Origin of the sequence: Streptomyces sp. NPDC093071 (genome assembly GCF_044754545.1) — a bacterium.
In the GTDB taxonomy this organism is placed as follows: Bacteria; Actinomycetota; Actinomycetes; order Streptomycetales; family Streptomycetaceae; genus Streptomyces.
In genome coordinates this window covers 1-25,889 of the sequence record NZ_JBIVPH010000004.1, presented here as the reverse complement: position 1 = coordinate 25,889, position 25,889 = coordinate 1, and the positions used below count along the sequence as shown (strand labels likewise).

Annotated in this window: 20 protein-coding genes and 1 pseudogene; 12 read left to right on the top strand and 9 right to left on the bottom strand. The window is 69.7% G+C overall.

What is annotated here, in order from left to right; genetic code table 11:
- The first annotated feature begins 42 nt into the window (after nucleotides 1-42).
- Together ACIQD7_RS16970 and ACIQD7_RS16965 are read left to right on the top strand one after the other, a co-directional pair.
- On the top strand, nucleotides 43-1,827 hold the full coding sequence (locus ACIQD7_RS16970; protein WP_402442404.1) for a hypothetical protein: 1,785 nt from the start codon (nucleotides 43-45) through the stop codon (nucleotides 1,825-1,827).
- A 288-nt stretch (nucleotides 1,828-2,115) separates the two neighbouring features.
- Nucleotides 2,116-4,209 (top strand): DEAD/DEAH box helicase, encoded by a 2,094-nt coding sequence (locus ACIQD7_RS16965; RefSeq protein ID WP_402442402.1) that lies wholly within the window; start codon nucleotides 2,116-2,118, stop codon nucleotides 4,207-4,209.
- 240 nt (nucleotides 4,210-4,449) lie between these two features.
- Here ACIQD7_RS16965 and ACIQD7_RS16960 read toward each other — a convergent pair whose 3' ends face one another.
- From ACIQD7_RS16960 to ACIQD7_RS16945, 4 genes are all read right to left on the bottom strand, one after another.
- Nucleotides 4,450-5,244, bottom strand: a complete 795-nt coding sequence (locus ACIQD7_RS16960) for a hypothetical protein (protein WP_402442400.1) — start codon at nucleotides 5,242-5,244, stop codon at nucleotides 4,450-4,452.
- Nucleotides 5,245-5,486: 242 nt separating this feature from the next.
- Nucleotides 5,487-7,955, bottom strand: coding sequence for an NB-ARC domain-containing protein (locus tag ACIQD7_RS16955; RefSeq protein ID WP_402442398.1), 2,469 nt, complete (start codon nucleotides 7,953-7,955; stop codon nucleotides 5,487-5,489).
- Between the two features lie 385 nt (nucleotides 7,956-8,340).
- Nucleotides 8,341-8,457, bottom strand: coding sequence for a CPCC family cysteine-rich protein (locus ACIQD7_RS16950; protein WP_381419017.1), 117 nt, complete (start codon nucleotides 8,455-8,457; stop codon nucleotides 8,341-8,343).
- 317 nt (nucleotides 8,458-8,774) lie between these two features.
- The gene (locus ACIQD7_RS16945; RefSeq protein WP_402442396.1) at nucleotides 8,775-9,356 is read right to left on the bottom strand and encodes a Uma2 family endonuclease; all 582 of its coding nucleotides are present in this window, start codon (nucleotides 9,354-9,356) and stop codon (nucleotides 8,775-8,777) included.
- Between the two features lie 92 nt (nucleotides 9,357-9,448).
- Between ACIQD7_RS16945 and ACIQD7_RS16940 the strand changes: the two are divergent.
- Nucleotides 9,449-10,637: pseudogene (locus tag ACIQD7_RS16940) on the top strand (SNF2-related protein); the annotation flags it as partial.
- Between the two features lie 205 nt (nucleotides 10,638-10,842).
- Here ACIQD7_RS16940 and ACIQD7_RS16935 read toward each other — a convergent pair.
- The 5 genes from ACIQD7_RS16935 to ACIQD7_RS16915 all read right to left on the bottom strand — a co-directional run bounded on the left by ACIQD7_RS16935 (nucleotide 10,843) and on the right by ACIQD7_RS16915 (nucleotide 14,007).
- Nucleotides 10,843-11,505: a hypothetical protein gene (locus ACIQD7_RS16935; protein WP_402442394.1), complete on the bottom strand. Its 663-nt coding sequence runs from the start codon at nucleotides 11,503-11,505 to the stop codon at nucleotides 10,843-10,845.
- Between the two features lie 10 nt (nucleotides 11,506-11,515).
- Nucleotides 11,516-11,872, bottom strand: a complete 357-nt coding sequence (locus tag ACIQD7_RS16930) for a hypothetical protein (protein WP_402442392.1) — start codon at nucleotides 11,870-11,872, stop codon at nucleotides 11,516-11,518.
- Between the two features lie 110 nt (nucleotides 11,873-11,982).
- Complete coding sequence (locus ACIQD7_RS16925; RefSeq protein ID WP_402442390.1) at nucleotides 11,983-12,444, bottom strand: hypothetical protein; 462 nt, start codon at nucleotides 12,442-12,444, stop codon at nucleotides 11,983-11,985.
- The gene (locus ACIQD7_RS16920; RefSeq protein WP_402442388.1) at nucleotides 12,441-12,968 is read right to left on the bottom strand and encodes a hypothetical protein; all 528 of its coding nucleotides are present in this window, start codon (nucleotides 12,966-12,968) and stop codon (nucleotides 12,441-12,443) included. Before ACIQD7_RS16920 ends, ACIQD7_RS16925 begins: the two co-directional genes overlap by 4 nt.
- Nucleotides 12,969-13,038: 70 nt before the next feature.
- Nucleotides 13,039-14,007 (bottom strand): PDR/VanB family oxidoreductase, encoded by a 969-nt coding sequence (locus ACIQD7_RS16915; protein ID WP_402442386.1) that lies wholly within the window; start codon nucleotides 14,005-14,007, stop codon nucleotides 13,039-13,041.
- Between the two features lie 291 nt (nucleotides 14,008-14,298).
- Here ACIQD7_RS16915 and ACIQD7_RS16910 point away from each other — a divergent pair, with 291 nt between their 5' ends.
- The 9 genes from ACIQD7_RS16910 to carB all read left to right on the top strand — a co-directional run.
- Nucleotides 14,299-15,474, top strand: coding sequence for a trans-sulfuration enzyme family protein (locus ACIQD7_RS16910; RefSeq protein ID WP_383412832.1), 1,176 nt, complete (start codon nucleotides 14,299-14,301; stop codon nucleotides 15,472-15,474).
- 85 nt (nucleotides 15,475-15,559) lie between these two features.
- Nucleotides 15,560-16,588 carry an SGNH/GDSL hydrolase family protein gene (locus tag ACIQD7_RS16905; protein WP_383412830.1) on the top strand — a complete coding sequence of 343 codons (1,029 nt, stop codon included), beginning with the start codon at nucleotides 15,560-15,562 and terminating at the stop codon, nucleotides 16,586-16,588.
- Nucleotides 16,589-16,902: 314 nt separating this feature from the next.
- Complete coding sequence (locus ACIQD7_RS16900) at nucleotides 16,903-19,065, top strand: iron-containing redox enzyme family protein (RefSeq protein ID WP_402442384.1); 2,163 nt, start codon at nucleotides 16,903-16,905, stop codon at nucleotides 19,063-19,065.
- A gap of 62 nt (nucleotides 19,066-19,127) precedes the next feature.
- Nucleotides 19,128-20,966 (top strand): carbamoyltransferase, encoded by a 1,839-nt coding sequence (locus tag ACIQD7_RS16895; protein ID WP_402442383.1) that lies wholly within the window; start codon nucleotides 19,128-19,130, stop codon nucleotides 20,964-20,966.
- Between the two features lie 51 nt (nucleotides 20,967-21,017).
- The gene (locus ACIQD7_RS16890) at nucleotides 21,018-21,164 is read left to right on the top strand and encodes a hypothetical protein (protein WP_383412822.1); all 147 of its coding nucleotides are present in this window, start codon (nucleotides 21,018-21,020) and stop codon (nucleotides 21,162-21,164) included.
- A 93-nt stretch (nucleotides 21,165-21,257) separates the two neighbouring features.
- A complete protein-coding gene (locus tag ACIQD7_RS16885; RefSeq protein WP_402442382.1) occupies nucleotides 21,258-22,061 on the top strand; it encodes an AzlC family ABC transporter permease in 804 nt (267 codons plus the stop codon).
- On the top strand, nucleotides 22,058-22,390 hold the full coding sequence (locus tag ACIQD7_RS16880; protein ID WP_351970307.1) for an AzlD domain-containing protein: 333 nt from the start codon (nucleotides 22,058-22,060) through the stop codon (nucleotides 22,388-22,390). Before ACIQD7_RS16885 ends, ACIQD7_RS16880 begins: the two co-directional genes overlap by 4 nt.
- Nucleotide 22,391: 1 nt before the next feature.
- A complete protein-coding gene (gene carA, locus ACIQD7_RS16875) occupies nucleotides 22,392-23,543 on the top strand; it encodes a glutamine-hydrolyzing carbamoyl-phosphate synthase small subunit (protein ID WP_402442380.1) in 1,152 nt (383 codons plus the stop codon).
- Nucleotides 23,536-25,889 (top strand): carbamoyl-phosphate synthase large subunit (gene carB, locus ACIQD7_RS16870; RefSeq protein WP_402442378.1); only part of this gene is annotated, 2,354 nt, incomplete at its 3' end. The genes carA and carB, both read left to right, overlap by 8 nt.

Below are 25,889 nucleotides of genomic sequence, written 5' to 3'. Positions count from 1 at the left end.
CTTCGGCAGTGGAAGAATGAGGCCGAGCGTAAAACCCTCAAGATGCTTGAGGCCGGCGTCGGGGAATCAGACGACTCCCTTCTGCTGGCCTTGCCGCAGCTTGCCTCGTCTGAGTCTCTTCTCGCATTCGCCAACACGACCATCGCTAGTGTCGGTCGGGATGCTGAAATTCGAGAATTGAAAGAATTCCTGCAGGCAGACCAAGCTTTCTCGTGGTGGCTTTGGACTGGATCTGCCGGCGCAGGTAAAAGTCGCCTGGCGATCGAACTGTGCCGGGCGGTGGCAGGAGAATGGTATGCAGGATTCCTTCGCGATGATTTCCAGTCGGCATTGGGAAGCCTCCAACCGACGCGTCCAACACTCGTAGTAGTCGACTACGCCGCTCAGCGCAGTGAATGGCTCTCAGAGGCACTTTTCCGCCTCAGTCAGCGACCCCTGAGCGCACCCGTGCGCGTACTTGTTCTCGAACGCCAGGCTGCGGGTGCATGGTGGGAGACACTGCAGCGCACACACCGCATGGAGGAGTCCTTCCACGTACAGGCGAGCCAGTACGGCCTACCACGCGAGCTTGGCGGCCTGTCTAGCCCAGACATTCGCAGGCTGATCAAGGCTGTAGCCACGTATGCCGGAGCCGAACTGTCGTCAACGAATGTCGAGGACATCGCTGATCACGCTGAAAAGATCGATGCCGAGCGCCGTCCACTCTTTGCGCTCGTTGCGACGATGGACTGGCTCGATGGGAACGGCGTGAGCGTCGACCGGGACGCGGCATTGAGGCGCCTCAATGCACGCGTGGATGGTCAGACGGTGCAGAGCATCGGTGGATTCTCTCCAGCCCGCCGTGCGCGAAACGTGAGAACCCTGGCGACAGCGCTCGGTGGTGTCTCGGCTGATGCGTATGCCCGCCTCCTGCTGACGTTGTCGCCTCCAGCAGGGCTTCTGCCTGACTTGTATGACGACTTTCTTGCGGTGTCGCTCGATGATCTGCTGGACGGGGTGCGTCCCGATATCCTCGGCGAGCTATACGTCCTTGACCGGTTGGCCGCAATTGGCACAGAGCGCGCTGCTGCGGTGGGCCTGCTGCAGCTTGCATGGCGGGCCGACCAGCAGGCGTACCGAGCCTTCGTTGAACGTGCCGCCGGCGACCATAGCGAGCACGAGCAGTTGGTGCACCTGCTCGATGCCGGAGACTGGCTCGAGTCGCCAGTGTCGTGTGCGCGAATGGTGGTGGACACCGTGCCACTCCTTCAACGCAGCGACCATCCTGCGCTCGATTGGATCTTCTCCTGGTTCGACACATTGCGGGAATCGATCTCTGGGCAGAGCATTGATGAACTCGCCGTGACCGCACGCTTCCGCTTCGCAAATCTCGTTCTTAAAGAGGGCGACGCTCACAGGGCCAATGAACTCTTCACGAAGGCGCTTGCTGACTGCGACCCGTGTTGGTCGGTCCGCTCGGGCATCCTGAACAACCGCGGCATCACGCGGCTGGATATCGGTGATCGGGACGCCGCGATGGCGGATTTCACGGCCGTCATCGAGGACTCTTCCGCGGAGGACGAGGCACGTGCCTGCGCGCTCAATAACCGGGCAGACCTCCACGATGACGACGGCGATGTGCCCTCCGCCGTCGCGGATCGCACGGCGGTGCTTGGTCTCGCAGAGACGACTTACAACCGCCGTTACATCGCACTGGCTCGCAGGGCGCGTGCTCTTTGGGCGAGCGGGGACCGCGCTGGTGCCCACCTGGACATCGAGTCGATTCTCGCGACGAGCGACATCGTGATGGAGCAGAAGATGGCGGCACGTCTGCAGAGAGCGGAATAGGCTGTTGGCAGTGGCTCACCATCGGAAGCACGGCCTGACCTGGAGGCGGTGATCGCCTCTGCGCGAAACTTCGACAGCGTGGAACGTCGCGCTCGCGAACTTCTCTCCCCTGCGAAGGGCGATGGCTAGGCGCATGATGCCCGCCGAGGCCCCGTGTGGACGGTGGAAAGATGCGGGGAGGGCCAGAGAGGGGCGGGAAGCGTGGGGCGTGGCGAGCGGGACACAGTCGCAAGGGGAACGCGACTGTACGAGGCGGCGCAGGCAGTGGTCGGTGACCATGGAAGGGCAGTGGAGGCGGCACGGGCGGCACTGAAGCCGATCCATGATGCGGCGGTGATGCGGGAGCTCGACGCCATTCCCGTCGCCCGGCTGCAGGACGTCACCGAAGGGCGGCTGCGGCTGGGGAGCGTCGAGAAGAGCGGACTGCGCACCCTGGGCAGTGTTCTCGAAGCGGGCCCCTACCGGCTGCGGCAGATTCCCGGTGTCGGGCAGCGCACCGTCGACCAGATGCTCGCCGCCGCCCGCCGGCTCTCCGAGGCCGTGCACGAGACCGTGGCCGTCCACATCGACGTGGACCGGCCGGAACCGAGCACCACCGCGCTCGTCATGGCCCTGCATGTCCTGGTGGAGGCCGGCCCTGACGCCCGGCGTGCGGTCGACAAGGCCACCGTCCTGGCGGAACGGCTAGGTCCGCTGCTGGCCGACGCTAGGCCCGCCGCCGGAAGGGTCCGGATGCTGCTGGCCGGCCGGGAGAAGAAGGCTCGCGCGTGGGCGGCGGTCGCCGAGGTCCGGTCGCTGGTGGACGAGGCGGAGCAGGCCGGCCTGCCAGAGCTGCTCGCCCAGGCGTCGGTGGACCTGCTCCGGGGGCTCTCGTCCGACGTCGCGGCCTGGGTGGACTTCGAACTCCGCTCCGCCGAGTACTACAGCCTGCTCGCCGAGATTTCCGGGCGGCTGCCGGACGCGGCTGCCGCAGAGGGCTTTCTGCCGGACGAGATTGCGGAGCGGGTACGGACCCAGCACCTCGACGACACGCACCGGCGGGTCTCCCTGCGCGGTTACCAGTCGTTCGGCGCACGGTTCGCGCTTGCGCAGCGCAAGGTGATACTCGGCGACGAGATGGGCCTCGGGAAGACCATCCAGGCGATCGCCGTCCTCGCGCACCTGGCCGCCGAGGGGCAGAGTCACTTCATGGTCGTCTGCCCGGCGAGCGTCCTCGTGAACTGGACACGGGAGATCGAGGCCCGCAGCGCCCTGCGCGTCATGGTGCTACATGGTCCCGACCGGCACTACGCGTTTGCCGACTGGAAAGGGCGGGGCGGCGTTGGGGTGACCACGTTCGACGCGCTGCGCGGCTTTCCGGCACCGGGCGGCGGGGAGGTCGGGCTGCTGGTCGTCGACGAAGCGCACTCCGTGAAGAACCCGAAGACCAAACGGTCTCAGTCGGTCGCCCTGTGGACGGAGCGTTGTGAGCGCAGCCTCTTCATGACCGGAACCCCGATGGAGAACCGGGTGGTGGAGTTCCGCAACTTGGTCCGGATGCTCGATGGCGACGTCGCGGACTCCCTCGGTGAACGGGACGCGTTGGCCGGATCGGTCGCCTTCCGTAAGGCGGTGGCCCCGGTCTACCTGCGGCGCAACCAGGAGGACGTGCTGACGGAACTCCCGAGCCTTCAGCAGACCGACGAGTGGGAGGAGCTGAGCGCTTTGGACGAGGAGGCGTACCGCGAAGCCGTGCGCGCGGGTAACTTCATGGCCATGCGCAGGGCCGCGTACATGCGCCCCGAGAAGTCGGCCAAGCTGGACCGGCTCCGGGAGATCGTTCAGGAGGCCGGCGAGAACGGGCAGAAGACGGTGGTCTTCTCCAACTTCAAGGACGTACTGGGCGTGGTGAAGGAGGCCCTCGCGGCCGGAACCGCCAGGGCCACTCCGGTGTTCGGTCCGCTGACCGGCGGCGTCCCGGCCCAGCGTCGCCAGGAGATCGTCGACGACTTCGCCGGTGTCCAGGGCCCGGCGGTGCTCCTGGGGCAGATCCAGGCAGCGGGCGTCGGCCTCAACATGCAGGCCGCCTCCGTCGTCGTCATCTGCGAACCCCAGATCAAGCCGACAATCGAACATCAGGCGGTGGCCCGGGCCCACCGTATGGGCCAGGTCAGGCCGGTTCGTGTGCACCGCCTCCTCGCCACCGGAGGCGTGGACGAACGCATGGTGAAGATGCTGGAAGCCAAGACGCGCCTGTTCGATGCCTATGCCCGCCGCAGCGCCGTGGCCGAAGCCACCCCGGACGCGGTCGACGTGTCGGACACCGAGCTGGCACGTCGGATCGTCGAGGAGGAACAGGCACGTCTGGGTATGACGGACGAGAGGCTCATGTCGGCCGAGTGAGGGTGTCCTCCGGTCCGCAGCCAGTCCGCAGGACACCCGTAAACGGCCGTCGGGAGCCAACGCGCGCCAACCGGGAAATCCCAAGTCAGAGCCCTGGATGGGGCTCCGCCGCAGGTCAGGATCAGCCCTCAGACATTCCGCTTCAACGTGTGATCGTCCCCCCGGAGGGGCCCTGACCTGCGACGACGTCGGGCGGGGTCCCTTGCTGTCCGCAGCAGTCCGCAGCGCCGGATGCCTCGTTCACGCGTGTGGATCGGTAGCGGCTGCCAGGGTGGCGGAGGTGGCGAGTACCCGCGCGAATCTGGCTATCGCCGCTTCGTCCAAGCGTGTGAGCACCCCACCGAGGTGCTCCTCCCAGTCGAGGTGGAACTCGTACGCGAGCAGATACCCCTCTCGATGAGTGGCGGGTCTGAAACCGAGCAGAGCGTTCAACCCAGGCGCCGGTAGAACGGCAGGCGCCCGGAAGATCTCATGCTCTGCGGCGCCAGGGCCGAATCGGCTCTGGCCAAGGAGCAGCGATGGGTCCACCAGTCGACCGGCGTCTTCGCACCAGACGACCATGTGCCCCAAGATCTCCCCATTCGCTGTGACAGTTGGCGGAAGCCGCCACTCGGGTAGGGGCAGGGGCTCATCGTCGCCGCGGATCACTCGCAACATCGACGGGATTACGCGACCCTCCAGACCCATGGAGCGCAAGGCCGTGGCGAAGGCCTGGCAAAGGAAGGCAGGGGAGGGAGCCTCTTGGCCACCCAGGTGGTAGGCGGTGGCTCCGATCAGGCCGTACAGCAGGCGCGCCTCCGGCGGAGCAGCCTGGGCAAGCGCCACTACTCTGGGCCAGGAGAACTCGGAGATTCGGTGCGTGCCGCCCCCACCCGAGGACTGCAGCGGGTAAATCGCCGGGGCATCAGCGCTGATGTGCCCCGAAGGCTTGTCCTGGGCTTCTTGTTCCATTAGCTCCATGTACCGGCGTGCCGTGGTCGCGAGTGCTACGTGGCCCTGCCCTGCCGCTTCAAACAGGTCGAGGCTCTGTCGCATCAAGGTGCGGCACCTCTCGGTCCCCCCGTCCGAATGCCCAATCAGATGTCGGGTCATTTCCAGAACTGCGCGCCGCTGCAAGACAGGGGCCAACATGTCTGGCCCAGCTGGGGTATGTGCTCGCAGTATGGCCTCACCCCGGTCGATCATCGACTCTGCGGCCTGAAGAACCCAGGCTTCCGTAGTGAGCCCCTTCTCGTGACGAGTCAGACTGCCGACCATCACGGCGTGCGCCGCCTCAATCACGTGGTCCGCGTGATGCTCACGACCGTTCGCTCGGTGGGCTCGGGAATGGTAGCGGTGATGCTGAGGCCCTCTTCCACGCGGCCCATGGAAGCTTTGATGGTGGCGTCCAGGAAACGAAGCTCCGTGTTCGTCTCGGCCTCTGTCGGAGCCTCGGCTCTGGCCTGGTTGATGACCATTGCTGCGCTGTCCCAGTACTGGATCCACACCAGCACTTGCGCTTGTTGGAGTCGAGTTCGAAGGGCAATCGCCGGCGGCACTTCCTCGCGCTGCAGCACCTCTTCGATCCGAGTACTGGCGCGAGCGACATCGGCAAACTGGTCCTGAGCGACGGCCGCGCGCATGTCGGACTCGTGGGCCAGGAGAAGATGCTCCACACCCTCCGTACTGAGTGAACGCATACCTTCCAGCAGGGTCCAGCTGGTTCGCGCGGCCTCCGCCGCCTCCTCAAACCGTGACTGATTGAGAAGGCACTGAGCCAACGTGCATGTCGTCGCGGCTCGGCGGTAGACCGGATTGTCCACACCTCCTTCCTTCGTGATCTCCAACGCTTCGCGCAACAACGCCTCACTGCGCAGGAGATCGCTCTGTACGTTCATGATGGCTCCAGCCACATTGGCCAACAGGGCGACGGTGTTGCCGTTTCCGTAGCCGCTGTTCCGCACGTTGTGCGCGACATGGACCGCGTGTTCAATCAAGACGGCGGCCTCCGTCCAGGTGTGCTGCTTCTGGCACTCCACTAGCCGCCTCACCAGCTCGTACTGGAAGCGACCTTGCATCTCGTTCACGGCATCGCCGTCCAGCATCGCGCGGATGACCTCTTGGACGATGCGGTGGATCGCCAGTACGCCATCTCGAGGGTCGACCAAGGAGTATCTGCGCAGCTCCGCTACGGCCCCGTAGACGGCAGATCCAGTCGGAAGGTCGAGTGTCGCGAGATGGAGCGGAATGGAGTCCGGTGCGAGCAGGGAGCATCGAGCGAGCAGTTCCGCGGCGAGATGCTGTCCCGTGCCCTCGGATGCCCGCAGCGCCTGATCGAGCACCTTCCCCACGCTCAGGGCCACCGCCGCGGTCAGCGTCACACCCTGCCGATAGTCGAGCTGCACGAAGCCGGAATCGTCAAGCAATCGGGTTCGGCATTTGGCGAGCTCTGCTAGGTAGGTGCCGACCGGGCACTGGGTCGCTGCGATGTAGCCGGTGGCCTGGGCGATGGCGAGCGGGATGCCTTCCACTGCGTCGACCAGCGTGGTCACCTCGGTGTCGGAGACCGCAGGCAGCCGCTCTCCGGCCCAGGCGGTGGCCTCGTCGGCCGTCATCCGTTCGACAATCAGTCCGCCGTCCGCCGCGCTCCAGGCCGAGTCACGGGTGGTGACAAGTACATGCGCGCCGTCGCAGGAGGGCAGCAGCCCATGCAGATGCTGCCGGTCCGCGACGTTGTCGTAGACCAGCAGCAGACGGGATCCCAGGTTCGCCAGGCGAACGCCGACCTGGGCAATGGTCTCCTCCTCGGTCGCCGTCCCGGCTTCCTGCTGCTCCTCGGCGACCATTCGTCGATATGCGGCAAGGACGTCCTCCCGGGTGTCGGATGGGATCCACCAAACAAACTCGTACATGCCTCGGTACCGATGGGCGTACAGCCGGGCGATGCTCGACTTGCCGATCCCCCCGAGACCGGACACCACAGCTCGGACCATTCCCGCATCGTGCTCGCCCAGGAACCGCTCCCTGAGAGCCGTTAGCTCGCGGTCTCGGCCACGCACGCCGGCTGCCGAGGGGACGTCACGTAACAGCGCGCGGCCAGGCCCGGGCGGCGTATCCGCGCCTGCCTCCAGCCTGCCCCGGCGGCCTCGCAGGATCCGGGGAAGCTCGTCCAGCTGGACCGTGCGCTGGGCGAGCCGACGGTCCCCGGACCACTGGAACATCTTCACGAACAGTGCATCGACGGTGCCGTCGACCTCGGCTGCCGCCATGGCGACGGGGGACAGTCGCAGCAACTCCAGCCGGGCTTGATCGAGGATCTGCTCCCAGGGGCCAATCCGGGTCTCAATCTCCAGTCGTCGCAGCAACTTGTGGCCCTCGACGGTGAGCCCCACCGAGGCCGGCACCTCATCCTCGCACTCCGCCAGCCACCGGTTGGGGTCCGGCACTGCCCGGGCTCTTGTTACAGCGTCCCGCAGGGCTTGGCCCGACGGGTGCACGGGGGCGTCCGAGAGAAACCGCAGCACTGCCGTGCCGCCGGGATCGGCGGCCCCCCACCGGCGGGCCAGCCGCACCAGCTCCGGACCGGACCATGATCCCGGCTCGATGCGGGTTTTCGCCTGCGCGAGCAGCAGCGGCCGCCCCTGCGCGTCGCGTACCTCGAAGTCGATGGCCTCGTCGGCGCCCTCCACCCGGAAGATCTCCGCTTCCGGGTACTCCTCCGTGGTACGGATGAGCTGCAGAATGGCGCACGCTGTCTGGAACCCCATGCCCCGTGCCGTATCGACTCCACCCATGTGGTGCATCCCCTTTGGCCTCGGCTCGCCCCTAGCATGCAGGGCGCCACTGACAGTCCCCTGCCGCAACCCTTCATAAACTGCCGTGTAGGCGCCCTCTGGACATGACAGAAGGTGCTTTGTGTCCGCCTGAGTTACGCGCCCCTGCGCGCGCGGCGAGGCGCGGGGCACGTCGCCGGCTCAGCGCTGGGCGTGAGTAGTCCGTGTCAGATCGATGGGGCGCCAGGCGGGGTCTAGCTGCTCGTCCCCGGCTGGCGGGCGGACGTACCGCGGCCGTGCTCGTCGCAGGCGCGAAGTCCTGGTGGTTGTGCTGGGCCTCGATCAGGGAGACCTTGTTCGCACGGCCGCCCATGGTCGGTCAGCGGAACTGGACTCCGTCGTCCGCCCAGGAGCAGACGGGGCCGGTCTCGTACGAGCCGGGCATGGCGTCGAGCACGCGGTGCCCGCAGCAGGGACAGGGGTAGCGGTTGCTCACCTTCGCAGTCTCGTTGCAGGTCCGGCCGGTGCGTCATGGATTTCTCTGCCTCGGCACGCCCGGCCAGTCCGCAGCCAGTCCGCAGGACACCCGTAAACGGTAGGCGGGAGCCAACGCGTATCAACCAGGAAAACCCAGGTCAGGGCCCTGGAGGGGCTCCGCCGCAGGTCAGGATCAGGCCGCAGGCATTCCGCTTCAATGTGTAGCCATACACTTACTGCGCGTTAGGGGTGGAATGAAACGCGCAGGCCAGAAGGGGTCGGGCTCTGTCGAGTCCGACCCCTTGCGTATTCCCGTACCGGCTCGGCGCAGACTTTTCAGCTGCTTCGGGGAGGTGTGAGGCTGTCGAGGTCCAGGTTGATCTCGAAGGGCACCGGGCGCTGGAGGGTGCCCCGGAAGATACCCGCGGGCGCGTAGGCGCCAGTGGGTTCGTCGAGCTCGTAGACGTGGACGACGGGTGCTCCGTCCTCATCTTCGACGCACCAGTAGTGCGGGATGCCGGCCTCTGCGTACTTGCGAAGTTTTACGGTGCGATCGCGGTGGGCGGACTCGGGAGAGACGGCCTCGACGACGAGCTTCACGTTCTCCGGGGCGTACCAGGTGCGGTCGGGGTCGTAGGGCAGGTCCGTCAGCAAGAGGTCCGGCTCGGGGCGGTTGCGGGCGTCGAGGCGGATCGTCATCTCCCGTTCGACCTCGAAGCCGACCGGCGCCTGCGCCATGAGTGTGGTGGTCAGGGCGGTGACGAGGCGGCCGTGCCAGGCACGCTGGGGCGACATCATGAAGACGAGTGCTCCGTCGATGAGCTCGGTGTGGCGGGGCGCCTCGGGGAGGCGGTCCAGATCCTCCGCGAACCAGCCCTCCGCGCGTGGCGGACGCATCCAGTCGGGCAGTGCGGTCATGGGACAACCCTAGCGATCGTGGCTGTCATGGAGAGGTGTAGTACTGCTCATCCATGGAGATGTTCCGGTGCGCTCCGGTCCTTGAGCTGGGCATGGGGAAGAGGGGCGGAGCGTGTGGGGCGGGATGTGCGGGAGGGGCGCGGCTGTATGCGGCGGCTCAGGCGGTGTGCGGTGATCACGGCAGGGCCGTCGAGGCGGTACAGGAGGCGCTGAAGCCGCTCCAGGACGAGGTGGTGGCGCGGGAGCTCGATGCCACCCCCGTTGCGCGGCTCCAGCAGGTCACTGAGGGCCGGCTGCGCTTGGAGGGCATCGAGCGGAGCGGACTGGGGACGGTCGGCCGCGTGCTCGAAGCGGGCCCCTACCGCTTGCGGCAGATTCCCGGGATCGGCCAACGGACCGCGGACCAGATCCTCGCGGCCGCCCGGCGCCTGTCCGAGGCCGTGCATGATGCCGTTGCCGTTCGCATCGACGTGGACCGGCCGGAGCCGCGGACCACCGCACTCGTCATCGCCCTGAACCTCTTGGTGGAGGCAGGGCCGGACGGGCGACGGGCGGTCGGGACGGTCGAAGGCCTGTCGCGACGACTCGGTCCGCTGCTGGCCGACGCCAGACCGGCAGCCGGACGGTTCCGGATGTTCCTGGCCGGCCGGGAGAAGCGGTCCCGGGCGCTCGCGGCCGTCGACGGCATCCGGTCGCTGGTGGAGGACGCGGATCGGGCTGGGGTGCTCGAGCTGCTCACCCAGGCATCGGTGGATCTGCTGCGTGGGCCCGCGACCGACATCGCGGCCTGGGTCGACTTCGAGCTGCGCTCCGCCGAGTACTGCAGCCTGCTCGCCGAGATCCCCGGTCGGGCGCCGGACGTGGACGCTGCCCAGGGATTCCTGCCCGACGAGCTCGCCCAGCGGGTACGGCGCCGGCGCCTCGACGACTCCGGCCTTGCGTGTCTCACTGCGCGGGTACCAGGAGTTCGGTGCGAGGTTCGTCCTTGCCCAACGCAAAGTGGTGCTCGGCGACGAGATGGGGCTCGGCAAGACCATCCAGGCGATCGCGGCGCTGACGCATGCGGCGACCAAGGGACAGAGCCACTTCATGGTCGTCTGTCCGCCGAGCGTGCTGGTGAACTGGGTACGCGAGGTCGAGGCCCGCAGCACGCTGCGGTGCGTGCTCCTGCACGGCCCCGACCGCCACGAAGCGTTCGCCGGCTGGAAGGGGCGGGGCGGGGTCGGGGCGACCACCTTCGACGCGCTCCGCGGATTCCCCGCCCCGGGTGGCGGCGAGATCGTCCGGGAGGCCGGCGAGAACGGGCAGAAGATCGTGGTCTTCTCGCAGGTCCCGCCCGCGTGCCATGGATTTGCCGCCTCGGTGCCCCCGACCAGTCCGCGGACATTCCGCTTCAACGTCTGACGTGTCCGGCGCAAGGCCGCCCGCCCGCGACGGAGCGGGTCGGGCGGTCTTGCGCCGGACCGGTCTCTCCTTCGCGACGAGGTCAGTCGTCGTCCACGCCTCCCCGTAGCCCCCACTCGTCGAGGCCGGAGTAGATCATCGCGGTGCGGCCCCGGGGGAAGTCGAGGGCCGTGGCCTCTCCGTCGTAGAGGGCGATCAGCGAGTCGGGCCCTCGCCACCAGGTGTCGGTCAGGCCCCTCACCTCGCGTACCGGTGCGTAGCCGGTCAGGTCGATGCCGTCGGCGTCGTCGCCGACGAGTTTGGTGACCTGTCGGGCCCACATGGACGCGTGGTGGGCCAGGGCGAGCGATTCCACCCAGCCCTCGACGGTCGCGTGGAGGGGAGCCCATTTTCCCGCGTGGATGCCGAACTCGCCGGACGGGCTGATCATGAAGGAGTAGGGGACCGCGGTCCGCTGCATCCCGGCTTCGAACCACCACCCCGCGGAGTCCGCTTCGGGCGCGTCCGGATCGAGGTACTTGGGGCCTCCGTCGTACTTCGGCCCGGGTGGCAGGAGCAGGCCGCCCCATCGCTCCTGGTAGGCCGCCATCCGGTCGATCGCCGAGGCCGGGACGTCCCGGTCGAGCCACCACTGCCTGTGCCCCTCGACGGGGCGGACGTCGACTTTGACGCCGTGCGTGGAGACGAAGGACCGCGCTCGTAGGGTCAGGCCGTCGGGCACGTTGCCGATGAGGTGGAGCTGCATCCGGGGGATGCTACCCAGTGGGCGCGGGGGGAGCGGGATCGGGGCGGCGCCGGCCCTCCACGTGCCGGGCGAGCGCGTGTATCGCGAGCTTCGCCCGGAAGAGGTCCCGGCGCTGTTCGTGCGTCAGGTGCGCGGGGAGGAGATCGACCTGCTCCCAAGCCGCGCTTCTCAGTCGGCGGGCCAAGCCGAGCTGCCGGTGCCTCAGGGCGGCCTTCAGGCCGAGGAGGCTCGCATCCAACTGCTTGAGGGCGTCCCGCTGTTTCCTCGCCAGCTTCTTCCGGGGCGTCGGCTGCGTCGCGGATCGCCGCTCTTCCCAGGCCGGACCCCCGGTGAGCAGATGAACTCGAGGTCGACCCCTGTGCGTCATGAACTCTCCTGGCGGGCCGCGCGGCATGTTCCGAGACCACAGTGTCTCCCGTACCGGACGGCAAGGGCGGGTCACGCGGAGGACGAGGAAGACGTCCCTATCGCCAGCAGTCAAGAGCCGTGGGTGAGGCCGGCCCCGGCGGTGTCGCGGATTCGTTTGGTGCGGCCGCGTTGGGCGAGGATCGCGACGGCCTCGGTGTTCGTTCCGGCGGCGGTCTTCAGCCGGAGCCAGTCGGACGGGGCGAGGAGGTCGTCCGGCTGCCGGGGCAGCCCGAGCGCGACGGCGCGGAAGAGGGACCACTCCCGCAGGCGCCGGACCAGGAAGGGGTGGTCGGCCGTGGCCTCGGTCATCGCCCGTGCCCACTCCTCGTAGGCGGGGCCGGGGTGGAGGTCGGCGGCTCGGCGGTCCAGGTGCCGCAGTACGGCGGACCGGGCCATGGTCCTGTCCGGATCGGTGAGGACGTCGCCGACCAGGGCGGCCTCGTGCGGCTCGGCGACGTGCCTCAGCCTGTCGAGGTGGGCCGCGAAGCGGACGTGTTCGTCCGGGTGCCACGGGATGTCGTGGGCGTTCACGCGGTCGGCTCCTCGTGCTCGGCCCAGGGGTGGCGCGCGTAGGAGGGCTCGGGTGCCGTGAAGTCCAGGCCGTTCTCGTCGAGCGCGTTGAAGACGGTGACCCGGCCGTGCGGGAAGACGAAGCCGACGGCCACCATCCCCCGGGCCGCGTCGTCGCCGCGCCACTCCAGGAGCTCGACGTCCTGGAGCACTTGGCCCTGGAGCGAGGTCAGAGCCGGCACCGCGTCGTGGCGCCAGCGCAGGTCGAACCCCGGCCAGTGGGCGGACCCGCGGGGAGCGAGGGAGTTCCAGCTCACCGCGAGGTCGTCGAACTTCCGGTGCTGGATCTCGACCTGCTCCCCGCCGAAGTCGAGCAGAACGGGACCGTCGGCGAACCACGTGTCGTCCGCGACGTCCCAGAGCAGCCAGGCCCGCACCAGCGTCCTCCCCACGAGCGCGCGCAGACGGTCGCCGTGAAGGGCGGCGATCGCGGCGCGGCCGCACAGCCACTCGGGGGCGTAGGTCTCGATGTCGAAGTCGAACACCCGGGCATTGTGCCAAGCGCGTGACGGGGCGGTCCGTCGGTGGACGGTCCTCGCCGGGCCCGCCCCCTCCCTACAGATCCAACGTCAGACGCGCACTCCTGGAGCGGCCCACGCAGATCATCATCGTCGTGCCCGTCTCCCGTTCCTCGTCCGTGAGGAGCATGTCCCGGTGGTCCGGGGTGCCCGCGAGGACCTTTGTTTCGCAGGTGCCGCAGAGGCCCTGTTCGCAGGAGGACGGGACGTTCGGGACCGCCTCGCGGATCACGTCGAGGAGGGTGCGGTCGGTGGGGACGTGGAGGGTCGTTCCGGTGCGGTGGAGTTCCACCTCGAAGCCTCCGTCCGCCGGGGGGAGGTCGGGCCGGTCCGGGGCGCGGAAGCGCTCCAGGTGCAGGGAGCCCGGCGGCAGCAGGCGGTCCGTGTGGTTTCGTACCGCCTCCAGGAGGCCTTCCGGGCCGCAGCAGTAGACCGCCGTGTCCGGTGGGAGGCCCGTCAGCGCGCGGTCCAGGTCCGGCAGGCCGTGGCTGTCCTGCGGCCACAGGACGACCTCCCCGCCGCGCAGCGCGGACAGTTCCGGCCGGAAGGCCATGGTGTCCAGGGAGCGGCCGCCGTAGAGGAGTGACCAGGCGGGGGCGTCGGGGCGTTCGGACAGTTCGCGGAGCATCGGCAGGACGGGGGTGATGCCGATCCCGCCCGCCACGAACACGTACCGCGAGGCCGGCACCAGCGGGAAGTGGTTGCGCGGGCCGCGCACCGTCAGCCTCCGGCCGGTCAGCCCCGTCGTGTGCAGCTCCTCCGACCCGCCCCGGCCGTCCGCGACGCGCAGCACCGCGATCCGGTACGCGTCGCGGTCCCCGGGCCGGCCGCACAGCGAGTACGAGCGGACGAGGCCCGACGGCAGCTCGACGTCGACGTGCGCCCCCGGCGTCCACTCCGGCAGCGGGCCGCCGCCCGGGTCCGCCAGCGTGATCCCCAGGACCCCCTCGGCCTCCGGCTCCGCGCGGACGACCGTCAGCTCGCGCACCGGTTCTGCGGTGTTCATCGACGTACTGCCTCTCCTCGGCGTTCGTGGGCGACGGGCACCCATCCTGCGCCGCCCCGCCGGGCCGCGCCACGCCTCCTCCCCGGCACGAAAGTGCATCGCACGAAACTGCCGCGACAACCGCCTCCACCAGTGGTTTTCCCGGTCGCCGGGGCGCTTTCTGGCACACCCGTGCCATGCATCTTCGTGGCACCCGAGAAGCGGTGACAGGCGGCCCGGACCGCGTGAAGCTGAGTTCCGCCGCAGTACGCCGAGTACGCCGGGCGGCCCCGACATCCCGAGAGGAACACCGTGCCGACACAGCTGCATCCGGAGACCCAGGCGATCCATGTAGGGATTCCCGATCTGGGTGGGGCCCGGCCGCTGAACACGCCGCTCTACCAGACCGCCAACTTCGGCTACGACGACCCCGAGGACCTGGCCGAGGCCATCAACAGCCCGGAGTCGTTCGCCTACCTGCGCAACTCCAACCCCACGGTGCGCGCCCTGGAGGACGCCGTCTCCGCCCTCGAAGGCGCCGCCGCCAGCCTCGCCGCCTCCAGCGGCATGGGCGCGATCCACACGGTGCTGCACACCCTGCTCGGCAGCGGCGACCACGTCATCGTCCAGAAGCACCTGTACGGCGGGACGTTCGCCCTGCTGCGCGACCTCTCCGCCCGCTACGGCGTGGACGTCACCTACGTCGACGGACGCGACGCGGCCGAGGTCGCCGAGGCCCTGCGGCCGACCACCAAGGTCCTGTACCTGGAGACCCTCTCCAACCCCACCGCCCAGGTCACCGACCTGCCCGCCTTCTTCGCCGCCGGCCGGGCCGCCGGGCTGACCTGCGTGGTCGACAACACCTTCGCCACCCCGATCGGCTGCCGGCCGATCTCCCTCGGCGCCGACGTCGTGGTGCACTCCTCCACCAAGTTCCTCTCCGGCCACTGCGACGTCCTCGGCGGCATCGCCTCCTTCGCCGACGCGGACCTGCACCGCCGGGTGTGGTCCCGCTCGCTGGAGACCGGCACCGTCGCCGACCCGTTCGCCGCCTGGCTGACCCTGCGCGGACTCGCCACCCTGGGGCTGCGGATGCGCCGCCACCACGAGAACGCCGACGGGCTCGCCGCGTTCCTGTCCGGCCACCCCCGGATCGCCGAGGTCCACTGGCCCGGACTCCCCGGCCACCCCGGCCACGAACTGGCCCGGCGCCTGCTCCCCGACGGGTACGGCGGCGTCCTGGCCATCGACGTCGAGGGCGGCCGCAAGGAGACCGTCGAGTTCACCCGGCGGCTGCGGCTCGCCGACCGCGCCGTCTCCCTCGGCGGCTTCAAGACCCTCGTGCAGCAGCCCTCCGCCACCTCCCACCGCTCGATGGACGCCGAGGGACTGCGCGCCATCGGGATCACGGAGGGGACGGTCCGCATCGCCGTCGGCCTCGAACACCTCGACGACCTGAAGGCGGACTTCGCCCAGGCGCTGGACTGACCCCCCCGATCCCGGACCACCGATCCCGGACTCCCGCACACGCCGATCCGCCGCACGCACCGCACCCGTAAGGAGCACCCCGCACATGTCCCACCGCGCCACCCTGACCCCGCAGATGCTGCAGTACTCCGAGAAGTTCGACGACCGCGGCGACATCCGCTGGATGCCGTACCTCATGTACTTCCACGCCGCCGGCCACCGCTCCGACGTCGTCAACACCGACCGGCTCGGCTTCCGCCTCTCCCACGGCCCGGACGGGCAGACCGCCTCGGTCGGCGGGCCGCTCCCCGAGGGGCCGGTCCGGCTGTTCGCCGGCAGCTCCACCTCGTTCGGCATCGGCGCCAGCGCCGACCGCCACACCCTGCCCTCGCGGCTGTGGAGCGAGCACGCCCCGTCCCTGCCGTGGCTCAACTTCGCCGGCCGCAGCCACAACTCCACCCAGGAACTGCTCCTCTTCACCCTCTACCGCCACCTGCTCCCGAAGGTCGACGAGATCGTCCTCTTCTCCGGCTTCAACGACCTCGGCCTGAGCCGACTGCCCTCCTCCGTACGCGGCGACAGCGGCGCGTTCTTCAACTGCAACGACTTCTACGGGCAGATGGAGGAGCTGCGCACCCGCAACCGCAAGGCGTCCGGCGGGCGCGGCCTGTTCGGCGGGCGCGGCCGGCCGGCCCCCGAGCCCGTCGACACCCGGGTCCCGGACCTCTCGGAGCAGATCGACATCGGCTCCGACACGACCCTGCGCCACCTGGACGGCTGGCGGCTGCTGGCCGAGGGTATGGGCGCGAAGCTGACCTTCGTGCTCCAGCCGCTGGCCACCTGGGTCCGCGAGGAGCCCGCCCCGCAGGAGAAGCTGATCTTCGAGGAGCTCGACAGGATCTCCAACTTCGGCGCGGTCTACGGCGACATCTCGTCGATGGACGCCCGGGAGACGTACTCCAAGGCGCTCCAGGCCGGCTGCGAGCGGATGGGCGTGCGCTACCTCGACAGCAACCCGGTCATCGCCGACGCGATCGGCAAGGACGACTGGCTCTTCGTCGACCGCATCCACTTCACCGACGAGGGCCACGACCTCGTCGCGGGGCTCCTCGCCAAGGAGCTCGGCCTCAGCTAGTGCGCCGGGGCCGCAAGCCCGTACCCCGGCCCCGTACCTGCACCCCGCACCCGTACCCGGCCTCGCAGCCCGTACTCCGGCCCCGCATTCAGTGCCCATCCGTCTCCGGCACCCCACCCACCCCACCCACCCCACTCCAAGGACACCCTCATGGCCTTCCTGCGCAACCTCGTCAACAAGCTCCTCGGTCGTCAGCCGAAGCCGAAGAACGACGCCTCCATCTACCCGATGTTCTGACCGATGTTCTGACCGATGTCCTGACCGGTCACCGACCGGAAACCCCGCACCCGAGAGACCCGAGAGAGAGGAACGACGTGGCAGCGCCCACCGTGGCCGCGGCACCGACCCGCCCCACCGGCCCGGACCCCACCCCCGCCGCCGAACCCGCCAGGGCCGTCTACGGCAGAGCCGTGGACCCCGAGGCGGCCCTGCCCGCAGGCCGTCTGCCCGGCCAGATCCGCGCCGAGCTCACCGCGGACCGGGACCCGGACGGCAGCCTGGACGACCTGCGGCAGCGGGCGGCCGACTGGTCGGCGACGGAGGCCCTGCGGTTCCAGGAGCTCACCGGCCCGCTCGACCCCGGCACCCGGGCCGTGCTCGTCCGGCGCGCCGCACTGGCCTGCGCGCCGCTCGCGCTGATGTCCGGCGCCTGGCTGCAGTGGCTGAGCTCCCCGGGCAACGGGGACGACCCCGCCGTCCTGGCCGTCCTCGCGCTGTACGCGTCGGACCTGGGCGTCGGCGACCCCCGCGCCTCGCGCGGCGACGCCTACCTGCCGGTGCTCCGGCACCTGGGCGTCTCCGAGAACGCCGTGCCCGCCGGCCGGCTCGCCGCCGACCAGCGCCTGGACGACGGCCACTTCCGCCTCCCGGCCCTGCTGCTCGCCATGAGCCGCCGCCCGGACGACTTCCTGCCGGAGATCCTCGGCGCCGACCTGTGCCTGCGGTCGGCGGGCCTGCTGCCGGCCCTCACGCCGGTACGGGCCGAGCTGCCGGCGGTCACCCGCTGGGAGACCGTCGACCCCGCCACCGGGCGCGGCACGGGACCCGCCGGCGCCGACCTGGCCCTGACCGCCGTGCGGCGGGTCGTCGAGCGGGACGGCGAGGACGCCCGCGTACGGGTCGCCACCGGCTTCCGCTGGGCGCTGGGCGCCCTCCGGGAGTGGACGCGGCGGCTGTACGACGAGCTGGCCGCCGCCGTCGACCCGGCGTTCGAGATGGCCGAGCTGATGCGGCAGCGGGCCCGCGAGGGCGCGGTGTACCACCACGGGTTCCCCCTGGAGGGACGGCCGCTCGCCGACTGGCTGAAGGAGTGCCAGACCGACCCGCGGCCCATGCTGGGGGCGCTGTCCCGCAGCCGCCTGGTGCGCCCCGGCGACCCGGGGAAGAGCATGCTGGTCAACGGCCTGGTGGGGGAGAACGGCCAGATGTTCCGGGTGTTCTCGCCCGAGGACCTGGACGTGGTGCGCCGGTGGATCGACTCCCTGCCCGGGCCCGCCGTCGGCACCCCCGAGGGCGGCGCGGCCCTCGCCCCGTCCCGGCCGCTCGGCCTCACCGCCTGGCGGGCCGAGTCCGACGGGCGGCCCCCGGCGGACCTGCGGGAGGCCTACCACCTGCTCCTGAACCGCACCGACACGCCCGCCGTGCGCGCCTGGGCCCACGAGTACGCCCACGGCTGGCTCGGCCGGTCGCGGCACGGCATGGACGAGGCGGAGATGCCGCTGCCGCAGCGGTGGACCCCGAGGGGCCTGCGGCCCTGGCTGGTGGACATGCACGACCGGCACAGCGAGGCGTTCGAGCAGGGCACCGCGCAGGAGCTGCCCAGCCGCGAGGCGCTCGTCGACTCCACCGTGCAGCTCGCCCCGCTGACCCTGATCGACGGGGCCTGGATCATGGGCTTCACCGACTACGAGCACGCCTCGTCGGAGATCGGGCACTCCCTCTTCGACACCTACTGGGACGAGCTGGGCAACGGCGAGGCGGACCTGAACCACCCGCTCATCTACCGCGAGGTGCTCGCCGAGATGGGCGCCGACCTGCCGCCCACCGCCGACCGCGCGTTCGCGGAGTGGGAGGGCTTCCGGGACTCCTCCTTCGAGCTGCCGGTGTACTGGCTGAGCATCGGCCGGTTCCCGCAGACCTTCATGCCCGAGGTGCTCGGCCTGAACCTGGCGATGGAGCTCTCCGGCGTCGGCGGCACCTACCGGCGGGCCCGGCTCGCCCTGAAGAAGTACGGGTTCAGCACCCGCTTCGTCGACATCCACAACACCGTGGACAACGTGGCCACCGGCCACTCCGCGTGGGCCGCCGACGCCATCGACACCTACCTCTCGTCCCTCACGGTCTCCCAGGGCGCGGGCGCGCTGGACGCCGCCTGGGCGCGCGTGCGCACCGGATACCGCTCGCTCAACCCGCCGACGGGCTTCCGGGCCCGCCAGGCCGCGCGCCGGGCCGTCCGCTCGGCGGGCAAGCCCCGCTGACCCGTCCGCCCCGTCCCGCAGGTCCCGAACCCACCGACGCACCCACCCCGAGGAGCACTCCCATGCCCGATCTGATCCTGGGCATAGCCGCCTACTACCACGACAGCGCGGCTGCCCTGATCGTCGACGGCGTCCCCGTGGCCGCCGCCCAGGAGGAGCGGTTCAGCCGCGTCCGGCACGACTCGGCCTTCCCCGCCAACGCCATCCGCTACTGCCTGGACGAGGCGGGCGTCACCCTCGACGACGTCTCCGCCGTCGCCTACTACGAGGACCCGGAGCTGAAGTGGCGCCGCGTCCTCACCACCTTCGCCGGCGCCGCGCCGGGCGGCTTCCCCTCCTTCCGCGACACCCTCCCCGGCTGGCTGAAGTGGAAGCGCCGCACCGCCGACGTGGTCCGGGGCGAGCTGGCCGACCTGGGCCTCGGCCGGGTCCCCGAGCTGCACGTCCGCCGGCACCACGAGTCGCACGCCGCCTCGGCGTTCTACCCGAGCCCCTACGAGTCCGCCGCCGTCCTGTGCATCGACGGGGTCGGCGAATGGGCCACCACCACCCTGTGGCACGGCCGCGGCACCGAGCTGAAGGCGGTCTCCGAGATCCGCTTCCCGCACTCCCTCGGCCTGCTGTACTCGGCGTTCACCTACTTCTGCGGCTTCAAGGTCGACTCGGGCGAGTACAAGCTGATGGGCCTCGCCCCCTACGGCAAGCCCCGCTACGCCCAGCTGATCCGCGAGAAGCTGATCGACATCAAGCCGGACGGCTCCTTCCGGCTCGACATGGAGTACTTCGAGTACCTGCGCGGCCAGGTGATGACCGGGCGCGGCTTCGAGAAGCTCTTCGGCGGACCCCGGCGCGCCCCCGAAGGCCCGCTCACCGAGCGGGAGTTCGACCTCGCGGCCTCGGTGCAGCAGGTCACCGAGGAGGTCGTCCTGCTCCTCGCGAAGCACGCCCGCGAGGTCACGGGCGAGCGCCATCTGGTGATGGCCGGCGGGGTGGCCCTGAACTGCGTCTCCAACGGAAAGATCATCAACGCGGGGATCTTCGACGAGGTGTGGGTCCAGCCCGCGGCCGGCGACGCGGGCGGCGCGCTCGGCGCGGCCCTCGCCGTCGCCTCGGACCGGGGCGCCGGGCGCGACCACCTCGGCAACGGCACGGACGGCATGTCCGGCTCGCTGCTCGGCCCGGAGTTCGACGACGAGGCGATCGCCGCCTACCTGGACGGCCAGGGCGTCCCGTACACCCGTCTCACCCCCGGGGAGCTGGCCCGGCAGACCGCGGCGGAGCTGGCCGACGGGAAGATCGTCGGCTGGTTCCAGGGCCGGATGGAGTTCGGGCCCCGGGCGCTGGGCGCCCGGTCGATCATCGGCGACCCGCGCGACCCGGTCATGCAGTCCGCCATGAACCTCAAGATCAAGTTCCGGGAGTCGTTCCGGCCCTTCGCCCCCTCGGTGCTCGCCGAGGACGCCAAGGACTACTTCGAACTCCACCAGGAGAGCCCGTACATGCTGGTGGTCACCGGCGTCTCGCCCGCCCAGCGGATCGAGACCGAGGAGGGGGACGAGGGCGTCAGCGGACTCGACCTGCTCAAGGTGCAGCGCTCCACCATCCCGGCCGTCACCCACGTCGACCACTCGGCCCGGGTGCAGACCGTCACCGCCGAGCGGAACGCCCCGTACCACCGCCTGCTCACCGAGTTCAAGGAGCGGACCGGCTGCTCCGTCCTGGTCAACACCTCCTTCAACGTGCGCGGCGAACCGATCGTCGCCAGCCCCGCCGAGGCGTACGCCTGCTTCATGCGGACCAACATCGACCGCCTCGCCGTCGGCAACTTCCTGCTCCGCAAGGAGGACCAGCCGGTCTGGCAGGAAGAGACCGACTGGCGAGACGAGATCCCCCTCGACTGACCGGAAAAGCGTCAGAAACCGTCGGAAAGCTACAGAAAGGGCGTGCGAGCCGTGCGTACCGTACTCCTGGCCATCGTCTACTACCTGGTGGTCACCCCCATCGGCCTCCTGGCGAGGGTGGTCCGCGACCCGCTCACCCGGGCCGTCGACCCCAAGGCCGCCAGTTACTGGGCCGATCCCATCCCGTCAGCGGTCTGAGTCCCGCCGGCGACCGGGGGGAGAGGGACCACCGAAACCCCTCTCCCCCCGGACGCCCGGGCCCCCCACGAACACGAACTCGCAGGAGAGACCATGCGCGCATCGCCGCCCCCCACAGAACGGACGGACCACCGGCAGCCGGAAGGAGGCTTCGGGGAGGCCGTCCGGCTCACCGTGCCCGTCGCCATGGCGTACATCCCGCTGGGAGTGGCGTTCGGCGTGCTGCTGACCGCGAGCGGCATCAACTGGTACTGGGCCCCGCTCTCCACCCTGCTGATCTACGCGGGATCCATCGAATTCCTCGCCGTCGGCTTCATGGTGGCCGGACTGCCGCTCTACCAGGTCGCGTTCACCTCGCTGATCGTGAACTTCCGGCACATCTTCTACGGCCTGTCCTTCCCGATCGACCGGCTGCGCGGGAAGACGCGGAAGGCGTACGGCGTCTTCGCCCTGACCGACGAGACCTACGGCATCACCTCCGCCGGCCCCGGAATGCACCTGACCGGCCGGCAGATCACCGTCCTCCAAGTGGTCAGCCACGTCTGGTGGTTCCTCGGCGCGCTGCTCGGCGCCCTGCTCGGCCAGGTGATCCCGGAGAGCGTGAAGGGCTTCGAGTTCGCCCTCACCGCCATGTTCCTGACCCTCGCGGTCAACGCGGTCCGCACCAGCCGGAGCGCGACCCTCGTCCTGCTCGCCCTGGGCGCCGGAGCGATCGGCTACCTCGTGGACCGGTACATGGTCGGGGAGTCGTTCCTCATCGTGAGCCTGCTGCTCTACGTGGTCGTCATCAGCGCCATGTACCGGAAGGACCGGGGCAGGAGCACGGACACCGAAGGCCCCGCGGGCACCGACGGGCTCACGGACACCGACGAGAACAACAAGGAGCAGGCGAAGTGAACACCCTCTCCGACGCGCACGCCTTCGCCGTCGTCGGCGTGATCGCCCTGGTGACCCTGGCCCTCCGGGCCGCCCCCTTCGTCGTCCTGGGGAAGCTCGCCGCGAACGGCTACCTGCGCTACCTCGGCGAGAAGATGCCGACCGGCGTGATGGTGCTCCTCGTGGCGTACACCATCAAGGACCTCGACGTGACCGTCTACCCCTTCGGACTGCCGAAGCTGGTCTCGCTCGCCGTGGCGGCGGTCATGTACTGGAAGACGGACAACGCCCTGCTGTCGATCGGCGGCGGCGTCGCGCTGTACATGGTTCTCGTCAACGGGGTGATCTGACGTGGGAACACGACGACAGGCCGGCGGAGCCGGGGGCGCGGTCCTCGTCCTGGAGGACGGCCGCAGCTTCCGGGGCCGCGCCTACGGGGCCGTGGGGGAGACCTTCGGCGAGGCCGTGTTCTCCACCGGCATGACCGGCTACCAGGAGACCCTGACCGACCCGTCGTACCACCGCCAGGTCGTGGTCATGACCGCCCCGCACGTCGGCAACACCGGCGTCAACGACGAGGACCCCGAGTCCGGCCGCATCTGGGTCTCCGGCTACGTCGTCCGCGACCCCGCCCGGGTGCCGTCCAACTGGCGGTCGAAGCGCTCCCTGGACGAGGAGCTGGAGCGCCAGGGCGTCGTCGGGATCTCCGGCGTCGACACCCGCGCCCTCACCCGCCACCTGCGCGAGCGCGGCGCCATGCGCGTCGGCATCTTCTCCGGCGAGACGGTCGGGGACGAGGCGGCGCTCCTCGAACGGGTGCGGCAGTCCCCGCCGATGAAGGGCGCGGACCTCTCCGCCGAGGTCGCCACGGCCGAGCCGTACGTCGTCCCGGCTGTCGGGAGGAAGCGGTTCACGGTCGCGGCGATCGACCTCGGCATCAAGGGCATGACCCCGCACCGGATGGCCGAGCGCGGCATCGAGGTCCACGTCCTGCCCGCCACCGCCACGCTGGACCAGGTGTACGGGGTGGCCCCGGACGGGGTCTTCGTGTCCAACGGCCCCGGGGACCCCGCCACGGCGGACCTGACGGTGGTCAGGGGAGTACTGGAACGCGGAACGCCGCTGTTCGGCATCTGCTTCGGACACCAGCTGTTCGGCCGGGCGCTCGGCTTCGGCACGTACAAGCTGAAGTACGGCCACCGGGGCGTCAACCAGCCGGTCCAGGACCGCACCACCGGCAAGGTCGAGGTCACCGCGCACAACCACGGCTTCGCCGTGGACGCGCCGCTGGACGGCCCGGTGGACACGCCGTTCGGCCGGGCGGAGGTCACCCACGTGTGCCTGAACGACCGGGTGGTCGAGGGCCTGCGCCTCCTCGACCGGCCGGCCTTCTCGGTCCAGTACCACCCCGAGGCGGCAGCGGGCCCGCACGACGCCGCGTACCTCTTCGACCGCTTCACGTCTCTGATGGAGACCGCCCTCATGGAGGCCGAGCGTGCCTAAGCGCACCGATATCCAGTCCGTCCTGGTCATCGGCTCCGGCCCGATCGTGATCGGCCAGGCCGCCGAGTTCGACTATTCGGGTACGCAGGCGTGCCGGGTGCTGAAGGCCGAGGGCCTGCGGGTGATCCTGGTCAACTCCAACCCGGCCACGATCATGACCGACCCGGAGATCGCCGACGCCACGTACGTCGAGCCGATCACTCCGGAGTTCGTGGAGAAGATCATCGCCAAGGAGCGCCCGGACGCGCTGTTGCCGACGCTGGGCGGCCAGACCGCGCTGAACACCGCGATCTCCATGCACGAGCAGGGCGTCCTGGAGAAGTACGGGGTGGAGCTGATCGGCGCGAACGTCGAGGCGATCCACAAGGGCGAGGACCGCGACCTGTTCAAGGGCGTGGTGGAGGCGGTGAAGGCCAAGATCGGGCACGGCGAGTCCGCCCGCTCGGTCATCTGCCACTCCATGGACGACGTCCTCCAGGGAGTGGAGACGCTGGGTGGGTATCCGGTGGTGGTCCGTCCTTCCTTCACCATGGGTGGCGCCGGCTCCGGCTTCGCGCACGACGAGGAGGAGCTGCGCCGGATCGCGGGGCAGGGCCTGACACTTTCGCCGACGACCGAGGTGCTTCTGGAGGAGTCCATCCTCGGCTGGAAGGAGTACGAGCTGGAGCTGATGCGCGACAAGAACGACAACGTCGTGGTCGTCTGCTCCATCGAGAACTTCGACCCGATGGGCGTGCACACCGGCGACTCGATCACCGTCGCCCCGGCGATGACGCTGACCGACCGCGAGTACCAGGTCCTCCGTGACATCGGCATCGCGATCATCCGCGAGGTCGGCGTGGACACCGGTGGGTGCAACATCCAGTTCGCGGTCAACCCGGACGACGGCCGGATCATCGTCATCGAGATGAATCCGCGTGTGTCCCGGTCGAGTGCTCTGGCGTCGAAGGCGACGGGTTTCCCGATCGCCAAGATCGCGGCCCGTCTGGCCGTGGGGTACACGCTGGACGAGATCCCGAACGACATCACGGAGAAGACCCCGGCGTCCTTCGAGCCCACCCTCGACTACGTCGTCGTCAAGGTGCCGCGGTTCGCCTTCGAGAAGTTCCCGTCCGCCGATTCGACGCTGACGACCACGATGAAGTCGGTGGGCGAGGCGATGGCGATCGGCCGGAACTTCACCGAGGCCCTGCAGAAGGCCCTGCGGTCGGTGGAGCGGAAGGGCTCGCCGTTCGCTTTCACCGGGGAGCCGGGGGGCAAGGCGGAGCTGCTGCGTGAGTCGGTCCGTCCGACCGACGGGCGGATCAACACCGTCATGCAGTCGATCCGCGCGGGTGCCACCCCGGAGGAGGTCTTCGACGCGACGAGGATCGACCCGTGGTTCGTGGACCAGCTCTTCCTGATCCACGAGGTGGCCGGGGAACTCGCGGACGCGCACGAGATCACCCCGGAACTGCTGGCGTACGCGAAGCGGCACGGTTTCTCCGACGCCCAGATCGCGGAGATCCGGGGTCTGCGCGAGGACGTCGTCCGTGAGGTCCGGCACGCCCTCGGTGTCCGGCCGGTGTACAAGACGGTGGACACCTGTGCGGCGGAGTTCGCGGCGAAGACGCCGTACTTCTACTCCTCCTACGACGAGGAGTCGGAGGTCGCGCCGCGCGAGAAGCCGGCCGTGATCATCCTCGGCTCGGGTCCGAACCGGATCGGGCAGGGCATCGAGTTCGACTACTCCTGCGTCCACGCCTCCTTCGCGCTGAGCGAGGCGGGCTACGAGACCGTGATGGTCAACTGCAACCCCGAGACCGTCTCGACGGACTACGACACCTCCGACCGGCTGTACTTCGAGCCGCTGACGCTGGAGGACGTGCTGGAGATCGTCCACGCCGAGACCCTCGCCGGTCCGGTCGCGGGCGTCGTCGTGCAGCTCGGCGGCCAGACCCCGCTCGGTCTGGCGCAGGCGCTCAAGGACAACGGCGTGCCGATTCTGGGTACTTCTCCGGAGGCGATCCACGCGGCCGAGGACCGGGGCGCCTTCGGGCAGGTCCTGGCCGAGGCCGGGCTGCCCGCGCCCAAGTACGGCACCGCGTTCTCCTTCGAGGAGGCCGCGCGGATCGCCGGGGAGATCGGCTACCCGGTGATGGTGCGCCCGTCGTACGTGCTCGGCGGCCGCGGGATGCAGATCGTGTACGACGAGCCGTCGCTCGCCGCCTACCTGCGGCAGCACGCCGGGCTGATAGCCGAGCACCCGGTGCTGGTCGACCGCTTCCTCGACGACGCGATCGAGATCGACGTGGACGCGCTCTACGACGGCGAGGAGCTGTACCTCGGCGGCGTGATGGAGCACAT